The 13230-nt window shown below is 42.2% G+C and carries 11 protein-coding genes; 10 read left to right on the top strand and 1 reads right to left on the bottom strand.

All coding sequences use genetic code 11. The annotated features are described in order from the left end of the window. Nucleotide 1 precedes the first annotated feature (1 nt). The 10 genes from J2S07_RS15040 (at nucleotide 2) to J2S07_RS14995 (ending at nucleotide 11738) form a co-directional block, all read left to right on the top strand. Complete coding sequence (locus J2S07_RS15040; protein ID WP_307151239.1) at nucleotides 2-1735, top strand: 2-oxoacid:acceptor oxidoreductase subunit alpha; 1734 nt, start codon at nucleotides 2-4, stop codon at nucleotides 1733-1735. A 2-nt stretch (nucleotides 1736-1737) separates the two neighbouring features. Then, a complete protein-coding gene (locus tag J2S07_RS15035) occupies nucleotides 1738-2604 on the top strand; it encodes a 2-oxoacid:ferredoxin oxidoreductase subunit beta (protein ID WP_307151238.1) in 867 nt (288 codons plus the stop codon). Nucleotides 2605-2875: 271 nt separating this feature from the next. Continuing rightward, nucleotides 2876-4420 carry a tRNA (N6-isopentenyl adenosine(37)-C2)-methylthiotransferase MiaB gene (gene miaB / locus J2S07_RS15030; RefSeq protein WP_307151237.1) on the top strand — a complete coding sequence of 515 codons (1545 nt, stop codon included), beginning with the start codon at nucleotides 2876-2878 and terminating at the stop codon, nucleotides 4418-4420. Between the two features lies 1 nt (nucleotide 4421). Then, nucleotides 4422-4853 (top strand): YlbF/YmcA family competence regulator, encoded by a 432-nt coding sequence (locus J2S07_RS15025; RefSeq protein WP_307151236.1) that lies wholly within the window; start codon nucleotides 4422-4424, stop codon nucleotides 4851-4853. Nucleotides 4854-5124: 271 nt separating this feature from the next. Further along, nucleotides 5125-5667, top strand: coding sequence for an outer spore coat protein CotE (locus J2S07_RS15020; protein WP_307151235.1), 543 nt, complete (start codon nucleotides 5125-5127; stop codon nucleotides 5665-5667). A gap of 119 nt (nucleotides 5668-5786) precedes the next feature. After that, on the top strand, nucleotides 5787-8360 hold the full coding sequence (mutS, locus tag J2S07_RS15015) for a DNA mismatch repair protein MutS (protein WP_307151234.1): 2574 nt from the start codon (nucleotides 5787-5789) through the stop codon (nucleotides 8358-8360). Between the two features lie 17 nt (nucleotides 8361-8377). Continuing rightward, entirely contained in the window at nucleotides 8378-10189 is a 1812-nt protein-coding gene (gene mutL, locus J2S07_RS15010) for a DNA mismatch repair endonuclease MutL (RefSeq protein WP_307151233.1), read from the top strand. A gap of 41 nt (nucleotides 10190-10230) precedes the next feature. After that, nucleotides 10231-10653: a hypothetical protein gene (locus J2S07_RS15005; RefSeq protein ID WP_307151232.1), complete on the top strand. Its 423-nt coding sequence runs from the start codon at nucleotides 10231-10233 to the stop codon at nucleotides 10651-10653. Between the two features lie 207 nt (nucleotides 10654-10860). Further along, nucleotides 10861-11307 carry a hypothetical protein gene (locus J2S07_RS15000; RefSeq protein ID WP_307151231.1) on the top strand — a complete coding sequence of 149 codons (447 nt, stop codon included), beginning with the start codon at nucleotides 10861-10863 and terminating at the stop codon, nucleotides 11305-11307. Nucleotides 11308-11447: 140 nt separating this feature from the next. After that, nucleotides 11448-11738 (top strand): spore coat protein, encoded by a 291-nt coding sequence (locus J2S07_RS14995; RefSeq protein ID WP_307151230.1) that lies wholly within the window; start codon nucleotides 11448-11450, stop codon nucleotides 11736-11738. Between the two features lie 68 nt (nucleotides 11739-11806). On the opposite strand, the gene mreBH is transcribed toward J2S07_RS14995, so the two are convergent. Then, complete coding sequence (mreBH, locus tag J2S07_RS14990) at nucleotides 11807-12814, bottom strand: rod-share determining protein MreBH (protein ID WP_307151229.1); 1008 nt, start codon at nucleotides 12812-12814, stop codon at nucleotides 11807-11809. Nucleotides 12815-13230: the final 416 nt, after the last annotated feature.

The following is a 13230-nucleotide window of genomic DNA, read 5'->3' as shown; positions in this document are numbered from 1 at the left end:
CATGATCAATCAACTTTCTTGGAAAGTTGGCGGACAACAAGGGGAAGGAATTGAAAGTACAGGAGAAATTTTTTCAATTGCTCTGAATCGTATGGGCTATTACTTGTATGGCTACCGTCACTTTTCATCACGTATTAAGGGTGGACATACGAATAACAAGATTCGTGTAAGCACAACTCAAGTTCGTTCTATTTCTGATGATTTAGACATCTTAGTGGCTTTCGACCAAGAAACAGTCGATCTTAACTACAAAGAGCTTCATGACAAAGGAATTATTATTGCCGATGCAAAGTTTAGTCCGAAGCAGCCAGAGGATACTAATGCTAGATTGTATGCGGTTCCATTTACGGACATCGCCACAGAACTCGGGACATCCTTAATGAAAAACATGGTGGCTGTCGGTGCAACATGTGCAGTCCTTGATTTAGATATCAACGTTTTTAGAGAAGTAGTTCAAGAGATTTTTGGGAAAAAAGGTCAGCAGGTTGTTGATAAAAATATGGAGGCCGTGAAGGCAGGCTATGATCATATGAAAGGTGAGCTTTCTGAGGATGCTGTGATGCACTTAGGTAAAGCGGACGGAAAGAAACGCCTATTCATGATTGGAAACGATGCCATCGCACTAGGTGCATTAGCAGGTGGTTGTCGTTTCATGGCAGCATATCCAATTACACCAGCTTCTGAAATTATGGAATATTTAATTAAGCATCTTCCAGCTCTAGGTGGAACGGTGATTCAAACAGAAGATGAAATCGCCGCTGCAACTATGGCCATCGGTGCCAACTATGCAGGTGTTCGTGCTTTAACTGCTTCTGCAGGTCCAGGACTTTCATTAAAAATGGAAGCGATTGGTCTTTCAGGTATTACCGAGCAGCCGCTTGTTATCGTGGATACACAGCGTGGGGGTCCATCTACAGGTTTGCCAACAAAGCAGGAGCAATCTGACTTAATGGCAATGATTTACGGTACTCATGGAGAAATTCCAAAGATTGTTATGGCTCCAAGTACAGTTGAAGAAGCATTCTATGATACAGCTGAGGCATTTAACCTTGCAGAAGAGTATCAATGTCCAGTTATTGTTCTTTCCGATTTACAATTGTCTTTAGGAAAGCAAACAGTGGAACCACTTGATTATAATAAGGTAGAAATTCGCCGTGGTAAATTACAGCAAGGCGAGCTACCTGAAATTGAAAATAAAGGCTACTTCAAGCGCTATGAAGTGACAGAAGACGGTGTTTCACCACGTGTGATCCCTGGTATGAAGCATGGTATTCACCATGTAACAGGGGTTGAGCATGATGAGACAGGGAAACCATCTGAATCTGCAGCAAACCGCAATGCCCAGATGGATAAGCGTTTCCGCAAGATTGAAAATGTTCAATTCAAAACACCTGTTTATACCAATGCACCTCACGAAGAGGCAGACCTACTCATTGTTGGTTTCAACTCCACCCGTGGTGCAATCGAAGAAGCGATCACACGTCTTGAAAAGGATGGATTGAAAGTGAACCATGCTCATGTTCGCTTAATTCATCCGTTCCCAAGCCAGGAAATGCTACCGCTTGTGAAGTCGGCTAAGAAGGTTGTCGTTGTCGAGAATAACGCAACAGGCCAATTAGCGAACATTCTCAAGATGAACGTCGGACATGCTGAAAAGGTGGTCAATCACTTAAAGTATGACGGGAATCCGTTCTTGCCACATGAAATTCATACAAAATGCAAGGAGCTGTTCTAAAAATGGCAACGTTTAAAGATTTTCGAAATAATGTGAAGCCCAACTGGTGCCCAGGCTGTGGAGACTTCTCCGTACAGGCAGCTATTCAGCGTGCAGCAGCTAATGTAGGGCTAGAGCCAGAAAATTTAGCGGTCATTTCAGGTATCGGTTGTTCGGGACGTATTTCAGGCTATATTAATTCCTATGGCTTCCACGGAATCCATGGCCGTTCTCTTCCAATTGCCCAGGGTGTAAAAATGGCCAATCGTGATTTAACGGTTATTGCTTCCGGTGGTGACGGTGACGGCTTTGCGATCGGGATGGGACACACGATTCACGCAATTCGTCGCAACATCGATATTACTTATATCGTTATGGACAACCAAATTTATGGGTTAACAAAAGGTCAAACATCTCCGAGGTCAGCAACTGGGTTTAAAACAAAATCTACGCCACAAGGCTCTGTAGAACAGCCGATCGCACCGATGGAAATGGCTTTAACAGCAGGAGCAACCTTTGTAGCGCAAAGCTTCTCCACTGATCTAAAGGACTTAACAGCATTAATTGAAGCAGGAATGAAGCATAAAGGCTTCTCTTTAATCAACGTATTTAGCCCTTGTGTTACTTATAACAAGGTCAATACCTATGATTGGTTTAAAGAAAACCTAACAAAGCTATCAGATATCGAAGGCTATGATCCTTCTAACCGTGAAGAAGCGATGCAAACCTTAATGAAGCACAATGGTTTGGTGACAGGCCTCATTTATCAAAATACAGAACGCCCTTCCTACCAAGAGCTTCTTAAAGGATATTCCGAAGCACCACTTGTCGAGGCAGATCTGCAATTAGACGGAGCTCATTTTGATAAGTTAGTAGAAGAGTTTATGTAATAAGAAATGCGGAAGCGCCAGGAACAACCCCATCTGTTTGGGGTTGTTTTTTGATCGTGACCATTGTCACAATATTTATGTTTATTTTTTGTTATGATTAAGTTTGGCTTGAACAACTAACTATCGGAGAGCTGGCATGAAAGAAGCTTCCTATTGTATTCAATTTGAGTTGGGTTTATACTTTAATAATGTGCATAATTTTTTAAAAAAGATTCGAGCGAGCTCGAAAAATCTGGGCGCATTTGATTATTTATACAGAAAGGGGATACCCATGAACGAAAAACAACGATTAGAAGGTCAGCAAGTACAAGCTGCAAATTCTTCGGACAAAAAATCCGAAAAGGATTACAGCAAGTACTTTGAAGCAGTGTATGTTCCTCCTTCCTTAAAGGAAGCAAAGAAAAGAGGGAAGGAAGAAGTACAATACCATCATGATTTTTCCATCCCTGAAGAATTTAAAGGAATGGGAAAGGATCGGAAATTCTATATCCGTACTTACGGCTGTCAAATGAACGAGCATGATACAGAGGTGATGGCTGGAATTTTTCTAGCATTAGGCTATGAACCAACCGATACCCCTGAAGATGCGAATGTCATTCTATTGAACACTTGTGCCATTCGTGAAAATGCTGAAAATAAGGTGTTTGGTGAGCTTGGTCACCTGAAATCATTGAAAATGCAGAGACCTGATTTACTACTTGGTGTCTGCGGCTGTATGTCTCAGGAAGAATCCGTAGTTAACAAAATTCTCAAAACGTATCAGCATGTCGACATGATCTTTGGAACACATAATATTCACCGTCTCCCAAGTATTCTTCATGAGGCATATATGTCCAAAGAAATGGTAGTTGAAGTTTGGTCCAAAGAGGGCGATGTCATCGAAAATCTTCCGAAGGTTCGCCGCGGCAACATAAAGGCGTGGGTGAACATCATGTACGGCTGTGATAAGTTCTGTACGTACTGTATTGTTCCCTATACACGCGGAAAGGAAAGAAGCCGTCGTCCTGAGGAAATTATTCAAGAGGTTCGTCAATTGGCGGCTCAGGGCTATCAAGAAATTACACTTCTTGGACAGAACGTCAATGCGTACGGAAAAGACTTCGAGGATATGAAGTATGGTCTTGGTGACTTAATGGATGAAATTCGCAAGATTGATATCCCACGTGTTCGCTTTACAACGAGCCATCCTCGTGACTTTGATGATCATTTGATTGAAGTTCTCGCAAAAGGCGGTAACCTGATGGAGCATATCCATCTTCCGGTTCAATCAGGTTCAACAGATGTCCTTAAGATTATGGCTCGTAAATATACGAGAGAACATTATTTAGAGCTTGTTCGTAAAATCAAGGCTGCGATCCCAGATGTAGCATTAACCACTGACATAATCGTCGGTTATCCGAATGAAACGGATGAGCAGTTTGAAGAAACGTTGTCTTTATATCGCGAGGTAGGTTATGAAGCTGCTTATACATTCATCTATTCTCCACGTGAGGGCACACCTGCAGCAAAAATGGTTGATAACGTACCAATGGAAGTGAAAAAAGAACGTCTTCAACGACTAAATGAATTGGTCAATGAGCTTTCCGCTGAAGCAATGAAAAAATACCAGGACAGGATCGTTGAAGTATTAGTTGAAGGTGAAAGCAAGAATAATCCAGATGTCCTTGCTGGCTATACAAGAAGAAATAAGCTTGTGAACTTTGTTGGTCCAAAGACAGCCATTGGCAAAATTGTAAAGGTTAAAATTACGGATGCCAAAACATGGTCGTTAAATGGAGAAATGATAGAGGAAGTACAACGGGTAGAGGTGAGATAGGATGGCTAAGTATACAAAGGATCAAATCGTCGAAAAAGCTCGTGAAATTGCGAAAATGATCTCCGAGACAGAGGAAGTAGATTTTTTCAAAAGAGCGGAAGCACAAATTCATGAGAATGAAAAGGTTCGCCAACTCATTGATGAAATTAAGGGGCTACAAAAACAAGCCGTTAATTTACATCATTATGGCAAGCCTGAAGCATTAAAGAGAACAGAGGACAAGATTGCAAAAATTGAGGCAGAACTCGATGCCATTCCAGTTGTTCAGGAATTCAAGCAATCCCAAGGCGATGTGAACGATCTCTTGCAGCTCGTTGCTTCGACCATCTCCAACAAAGTAACCGATGAAATCATTACCTCCACAGGTGGAGACCTTTTGAGCGGTGAAACAGGAGCAGAAATTAAGAACAAAGAATGTTCGCATCACCATTAATAAGGCTCTTTTTCCAGACTTTGTTGCTACCCCATACCGATTACGGTGTGGGGTTTTTTGCGTCTGGCCGATTTCTTTTCATCCATTAGACTATCACCTAATTATGGGTGAACGCATAGGATGGACTATATTCATTCTAATGACTGTTTCAGGAGCCTAATGCAGAAAACATGGGCGAGAAGCCTATATGCTCGGGTAAAAAGATAAGCACACTAGTCTAATATCCCGCATAGGATGAAGTGAAACTTAAGTGAGGAGGGTTCGCTCGAGAATGGGAGAATACAGAGAGATTATCACAAAAGCGGTCGTAGCGAAAGGAAGAAAATTCACCCAATCCAATCATACGATTTGCCCTAAGCACAATCCAACAAGCATTCTTGGATGTTGGATCATCAACCATACGTACAAGGCGAAAAAGGTTGGAAAAACTGTAGAAGTTAGCGGCTACTATGACATTAATGTTTGGTACTCCTTTAATGATAATACACAAACGGAAGTCGTCACTGAGCGAGTAGAATATACGGATACCATTAAGCTGAAATATCGCGACCCAGATTGCTTAGACGACCACGATGTAATTGTCAAGGTTCTACAGCAGCCAAACTGCATTGAAGCTGTCATCACACCAAACGGAAACAAAATTGTTGTTCATGTGGAAAGGGAGTTTCTTGTAGAGGTTATTGGTGAAACGAAGGTATGCGTTGAAGTCCATCCTGGAAAACATAAAGAAGATGACGATGACATCTATGATGTAGATGATGAGGAATTTGAGGATTTAGATCCTGATTTCCTGGTCGGAGCTGAAGAGGAGTAGAAAATAACTAGGGAGGGTTGCTTCCTAGTTTTTCTTTTTGGATAACATTCCAAACGATACACCGAAAAAACGACCTATGCTATAATAAATAGGACGAATGAAAGTTTTGGAGGATTTATATGGCTACATACACGCCAATGATACAGCAATATTTACAGGTGAAGGCAGACTACCAAGATGCCTTTTTATTTTTTCGATTAGGTGATTTTTACGAAATGTTTTTTGACGATGCCCTCAAAGCATCGGTGGAGTTAGAAATTACGTTAACGAGCCGGGAAGGAGGCGGTGAGGAACGCATTCCGATGTGCGGAGTTCCTTACCACTCTGCTTCTCAGTATATTGAAAGACTGATTGAGAAGGGCTACAAAGTCGCCATATGCGAGCAAACCGAGGATCCGAAGCAGGCCAAAGGCGTCGTAAAAAGAGAGGTTGTTCAGCTGATCACGCCGGGGGCGATGATGGAGGGTCGCGGATTAAGTGAGAAGGAAAATAACTATATCGCAACCTTCAGTATTTTTGATCAGGAATCCTTCGGCTTTGGTTATAGCGATTTAACAACCGGTGAAAGCAAGGTGACATTACTTGAGGGGGATACAGAGCTTCTTCTGAATGAGATTGCTTTGTCTGGTGCGAAAGAGATTGTCATTTCAGCAACCACCCCTGAATCCTTGCAAAACAAAATACGGGAGCGGTTTGGGGGAACTCTCTCCTTTGAGGAGAAAGAGGAAATCAGCGGGTCCTATCAGCATCTATTAAACAAGCTGAATGATCCGAAGCTTTCTACAACGATTGCGAGATTGTTTAACTACTTATACCGTACGCAAAATAGAAGTCTTGACCATTTACAAATTGTAGCTCCCTATGAAATCCAGCAATTTATGAAAATTGACTATTATTCTAAGCGTAACCTTGAGCTAACAGAAACCATTCGCTCCAAGGGGAAAAAGGGCTCTTTATTATGGCTATTAGATGAGACCAAAACAGCGATGGGGGGCAGACTACTCAAGCAATGGATTGATAGACCCCTTATTCAAAAGAAGGATATCGTCCGTCGTCAGTCCCTTGTGGAAGCTTTCTTAACCCATTATTTTGAGCGGCAGGAGATTCGTGAAAAATTGACGGAGGTCTATGATTTAGAACGGCTGGCAGGAAGAGTCGCATTTGGAAATGTGAATGCGCGTGATCTTATTCAATTGAAGCGCTCCCTGCAGCAAATTCCAGCTCTGAAAGAAACCATTTCGCAATTATATCATGATGAGGCTGAAAGATTGGCAGAAAGGCTTGATCCATGTGAGGAGATCGTTGATCTTTTAGAAAGAGCGATTGTGGACACCCCCCCCTTATCGATCAAGGATGGAAATCTTATTCGTGATGGCTACCATGAAGAGCTCGATAAATATCGCGATGCGAGCAGAAACGGTAAGACCTGGATTGCTCAGCTGGAGAAAGAAGAGCGAGAGAAGACAGGAATTAAATCACTGAAGGTCGGCTATAACCGTGTATTTGGCTACTATATTGAAGTGACAAGGGCTAACCTCCATCTATTAAAGGAGGGGCAGTATGAACGGAAGCAGACTTTAACGAATGCGGAACGTTTTATTACTCCCGCTTTGAAAGAAAAGGAAGCGCTCATCCTGCAAGCAGAGGAAAAAAGTGTTGAGCTAGAATACGATCTTTTCACGGAGGTCCGTGAGTATGTGAAGGAATATATCCCTAGACTTCAGGAGCTGGCGAAGACGGTGAGCAAAATTGATGTCCTTCAATGCTTTGCGACGGTCAGTGAAGAAAGGCACTATGTAAAGCCAAGCTTTTCGAACGAAAGAGTCATTCTCCTCAAGGATGGTCGACATCCAGTTGTGGAAAAGGTGATGAAGGCGCAGGAATATGTGCCAAATGATTGCTATATGGACCGTGAGCGAGAAATCCTTCTCATTACAGGTCCGAATATGTCAGGGAAGAGCACATACATGAGGCAAGTCGCATTGATGGCCATTCTCGCTCAAATTGGCTGCTTCGTGCCAGCAAGTGAGGCAACCTTACCGATTTTTGATCAAGTCTTTACTAGAATAGGCGCAGCCGATGATCTCATTTCTGGACAGAGCACCTTTATGGTAGAGATGCTGGAGGCGAACAATGCTATTTCAAATGCAACTGAAAACAGCTTAATTTTGTTTGATGAAATTGGGCGTGGCACATCAACCTATGATGGGATGGCACTCGCTCAGGCAATTATTGAATATATCCATGATCATATTGGGGCTAAGACGTTATTTTCTACGCATTATCATGAATTAACGATCTTGGAAAACGAGTTGAAACAGCTAAAGAATGTTCATGTGAGCGCGGTAGAGCAAAATGGCAAGGTTGTCTTCCTCCACAAAATTAAGGAAGGAGCAGCTGACAAAAGCTACGGAATCCATGTTGCCCAGCTCGCCAATCTACCGTCAAGCTTGATAGAAAGAGCGAATGAAATTTTACACAACTTTGAAAATCAAGAGGCGGAAGAAGTCGAACAGCCAGCTTCTACCCAGCTCTCCTTATTTGAGGAGCCGGTGGTGAAAGAGAAACCACTTCTATCCTCCAAAGAGAAGCGAGCCCTAGAGCGAATCAAAGAGATAGACATATTGGAAATGACTCCGATGCACGCGATGAATACGCTCTATGAATTGCATAAAGCGTTGAAAAACTCCTAGAAAGGAGGGGAACTCAGATGGGAAAAATTATCGAACTTGATGACCAGCTTTCAAATAAAATAGCTGCTGGTGAGGTAGTCGAGCGACCTGCTTCTGTTGTGAAGGAACTGGTCGAGAATGCGATTGATGCAAACAGTACCGTGATTGAGATTGAGATTGAGGAAGCGGGACTATCGAAAATTCGCATCATTGATAATGGTGATGGGATGGACGAATCCGATGTCGTCATGTCTTTTAGAAGACATGCGACAAGTAAGATTAAGGATGACAAGGATTTGTTCCGCATTCGGACACTTGGGTTTCGTGGTGAGGCTCTTCCGAGTATCGCCTCAGTGTCAAAGCTTGAAATTAAGACCTCACCAGGTAATGAGGGAACTCGGCTCGTCATGAGTGGCGGGCATGTGGAGACATTGGAGAAGGCGGCGAGTCGAAAAGGAACGGATATTGTCGTAACAGATTTATTTTACAATACCCCTGCTCGCCTTAAATACATGAAGACAGTTCATACCGAGCTTGGAAACATTACTGATATCGTGAACCGTCTAGCTCTCTCCCATCCTGATATCAGCTTTCGTCTTATTCATAATGACCGCAAGCTCCTGCATACAAATGGAAACGGGGATGTTCGTCAAGTACTTGCAGCCATTTACGGACTGACCATCGTGAAGAAAATGATTCCGATTCAGGCCGATTCGTTGGATTTTCGGATTCATGGCTGGGTCGCCCTTCCGGAGATTACGAGGGCATCTCGCAACTATATCACGACATTGGTCAATGGGCGTTTTATCAAAAATTATCCATTGGCCAAGGCCGTACAAGAGGGTTATCATACGTTGCTTCCTATTGGCCGCTATCCGATTGTCCTTGTTCATATCGAAATGGACCCCATCCTTGTCGATGTGAACGTGCATCCTTCCAAGTTGGAGGTTCGTTTTAGCAAGGAAGCGGAATTGAACGAGCTTGTCTCATCAGCCATTAAACAAGCCTTCCGAAAGCAAGAGTTGATTCCTGCTGGAATGCAGCGAGAGACGAAACCGTTGGTAAAAATTGAACAGCCTGCCTTTAACCTGGATCATCTGCCGTTCGCTGCGAAGGAGGAGCAAGCCGAAATTAAGTTTGACCTGCCGCCAGTTGAGAGCTTTTTTCAAAGTAAGCCACTTACTCCTACTCCCGTTGTTGAAGAGCAGCATGTAGAGCCTACAGTCGAAGGTGAAGTGCAAGAAGAAATTGAGCAAAAGAAGGAAGCCAGAGTTCCGCCACTTTATCCGATTGGACAAATGCATGGCACCTATATTCTTGCGCAAAACGAAAAGGGGCTCTATATCATTGATCAGCATGCGGCCCAGGAACGGATTAAGTATGAGTTCTTTCGTGAAAAGGTTGGGCAGGTTGAAAAAGAACTTCAGGATATGCTTGTCCCGCTGACATTCGAGTATTCGGCGGATGAATCGATCCTCATCCTTGAGCATCAAGCTGAGCTTGAAGAGGTGGGGGTATTTCTAGAACCATTTGGAATGAATAGCTTTATTGCGCGCTCCCATCCGCAATGGTTTCCAAAAGGAATGGAAAAAGAAATTATTGAAGAAATGATTGAGCAGGTTCTTTCGATGAAAAAGGTCGATATTAAGAAACTGAGAGAGGAAGCGGCGATTATGATGAGCTGCAAGGCCTCTATTAAGGCCAATCATTACTTGCAAATGAATGAAATCCAAGCCTTGCTTGATGAATTAAGAAGAACGACCGATCCTTTCACATGTCCGCATGGCCGCCCAATCATTATTCATTATTCGACGTATGAAATGGAAAAGATGTTTAAAAGAGTGATGTAAAGGGGTTTCTAGTCTAACAATAAAGTTAGGAGGTTGGAGATATGAAGTTTGTGAAATTTTCACTTATCGCGGTCGTTGTCATTTTTGTACTTGGATACGCTGTTTACCATTTTGGAACCAAAGTAGCATCTGACAAGTTAATAGATACTGTTTCAACAGAATTAGAAAGTAGTGGAGAAATCGATTCAATCAAAGAAACCATTGAGAAAGACCCGAAGCTTATGTCTTTTATTGAAGAAGCAAAAGCTGTTGATGAAATTACACTTCCGTTTCAAACTAAAGAGGAAGCTACAAAGGTGCTAATAAAAAAAGTCGGTATTAATGAATTAAATGATATTAGAAAACAAGTACAAGAGGGTACGGCTTCGAAGGAAGAGATTTTGCAAGAAATCCAGAGTAAACTGTCTGAAGAAGAGATACTTGCATTAAAAGTGATTGCGTATAAAGAATTAATTAAACAGTAATTTAATGAGGGTTCATTATGGGTCCTCTATAAAATGAAAAGAATGTTCAAGTGAGTCATATAACAAATTGTAACTCGCCGAGCGTAATGGTTCGGCGTTTTTTGTTTTTACTATATATTCACGAGCTTGTTCAAAAGTTATAATGAAAATAGTGAAAGAAATTGCTTAGTCTACATAGAGTAATAGTACAAGGGAGGTGGGAGGAGTTTGACCTTTTTTATATTTTTGCCTCTTATGATAGGTGCTGTTTTAATCGCTTTTTTAATTGTTGTGGTGACTAAGAATAAGGAAGGAGGAGAAAGTGTGATCCGACATTTGTATACTTATTTAGTCCTATTCGCGACTTTAATGATGGTGATCGGTGGAGGGATTTCGATTTTTATGGCAACGGCAGATTTAGTTAGTCCACCAACGTATTATCAAAGTTATTCCGATTTTAAAATGATGAAGCAAAGTGAGAAATTTGAGGGGCAAAAGCAGACAGAGGTTAGTGATGAGCAGCTAAGGGCTGAATATGATCAGCTTATTGCGGATGAAAAAAGACGACAGCAGGAGAATGCGAAGAATCAAATCATAAAGAGCCTCGGTTTTATCGTCATTCCCCTACCCATTTTCATTTATTTTAGTAGAATGAGAAGGAAAACGATTGAATAGGTCGGTTCAAAGACAGCATTGAATGCTGTTTTTTTTCTTTGGGACTTCGCCTATCGCCCATTTCGCCTGTCCCAAACTTCCCCTTTAGGAATGTGCACATATACTAGATTGACATTAGAAATGAGGAGGAAAATATAAAAATGAGGCAATTTGGTTATGGGGCAGGGATGATGGGTGGTTATGGATATCCAACTGGAATGGGATATGGGTATCCAACAGGATTAGGAATGGGCTATTCAGGTATGCATGGTGGCTACGGGTATCCAGGAGGATTTCTCTCCCCAGGATATGGCATGGGCTGGCAGGGACACGGCCTAAGTGATGGATATTATGGACATCATCATGACGGATATCATCACCACCATGGACATTACCATGACGGATATCATCACCATCATGGACATCACGGACATTATCACGACATGTACTGATCTTTTGGGAGCATAAATGCAATGGACACCCTTACTACGGGTGTCCTATATTGCTTCCTGTGAATTCATTATTTTGCTACGTGCTGGAGCTTTTTCATTAAATGGAGTGCCTCACCTGATCCGAGGACAACGGATTCTAGGGGGCTTGGAGCAAGCTGAACAGGTACGACAATTTCCTTGCTAAGCCACTCCTCCATACCATTTAAGAGCGAGCCTCCACCTGTTAGAATGACGCCACGATCCACAATATCACCACTTAGTTCTGCCGGGCATTTTTCTAGAGTAACACGAATAGCCTCGAGAATTTGTAATAAGGATTCCTTTAATGTATCCCGGATCTCATAGGACGAAAGCGGAATGGTTTTCGGTAGACCGGTTACTAAGTCTCTGCCTCGGATATCGATCGTTAATTCTTCATGATCAATGAGGGCGTAACCAATTTCAATTTTTATTTGTTCCGCTGTTTTCTCACCAATAAGAACATTATATGTCTTCCTGACATACTGAATGATCTCATCGTCCAAGTGGTCTCCACCAATGTGGATAGACTCACTTGCCACAACTCCGCCGAAGGAAATAATCGCTACCTCGGTCGAACCACCACCGATGTCGACGATCATGTTGGCAACTGGCTCGTCTACAGGCATACCAGCTCCAATCGCAGCAGCAACAGGCTCTTCTATTAACACAACCTGTTTGGCCCCAGCATTTCGAGCTGCATCCTGGATGGCACGCTGGTCCACACTTGTTGCTCCTGAAGGTGTGCAAATGATGACATTTGGCTTACGTAGTGTCAACCCACTTTTATTTAGGGCTTTTTTCATGATGATCTTCAGTAGCTCAGTCGTAATATCATAATCTGCAATAACTCCATTTTTTAGAGGACGGATGATGTTAATATTTGCGGGAGTCTTTCCGATCATCTGCTTAGCCTCCATACCGAAGGCGATAATTTTTTTTGTTTGACTATCTATGGCCACTACAGATGGCTCGTTCAATGTTATTCCCTTGTTTTTACTATAGACTAAGATGTTAGCTGTCCCTAGATCAATTCCGATTTCATTACCTTGTATCATAAAAATTCCCACCAATTCTTGTTGTAGTATCATATGACTGTTTCTATACGGCTTATGGTTGTTTCAAAAGCAACAATGTTTGAGAAAAGAGCTTATCATTTAATGTCACTATATAAATTAGCATGCGTTAGGGTCAAAAAAGGGGGTTGTTATCGAATCGTTATGAAAATGTAAACTTCGAGGAGGAAAATGGAAAAATTGGAAAGACATTTGAATAGAGGATAAAATATTGGGCATAATTCTTAGATGTTGAGATCAAACCTGTGGTCGAAGGTTTGACTATGACGATCGTGTAACAAAAACAACCTTCAGTTTAATAAAGTATGAGTAAAATTAATGTGGGCAAAAATTAAACCCCTTCATTTGGGTAAGGACCGTTAGGTCCTTACCCAAATGAAGGGGCCACCAAGCGAAAG

The sequence above is a fragment of the Anoxybacillus andreesenii genome (assembly GCF_030813005.1).
GTDB classification, from domain to species: Bacteria; Bacillota; Bacilli; order Bacillales; family Cytobacillaceae; genus Robertmurraya; species Robertmurraya andreesenii.
Note: the sequence above shows the minus strand (reverse complement) of the source record. Positions and strands in the feature narration are given on the sequence as shown.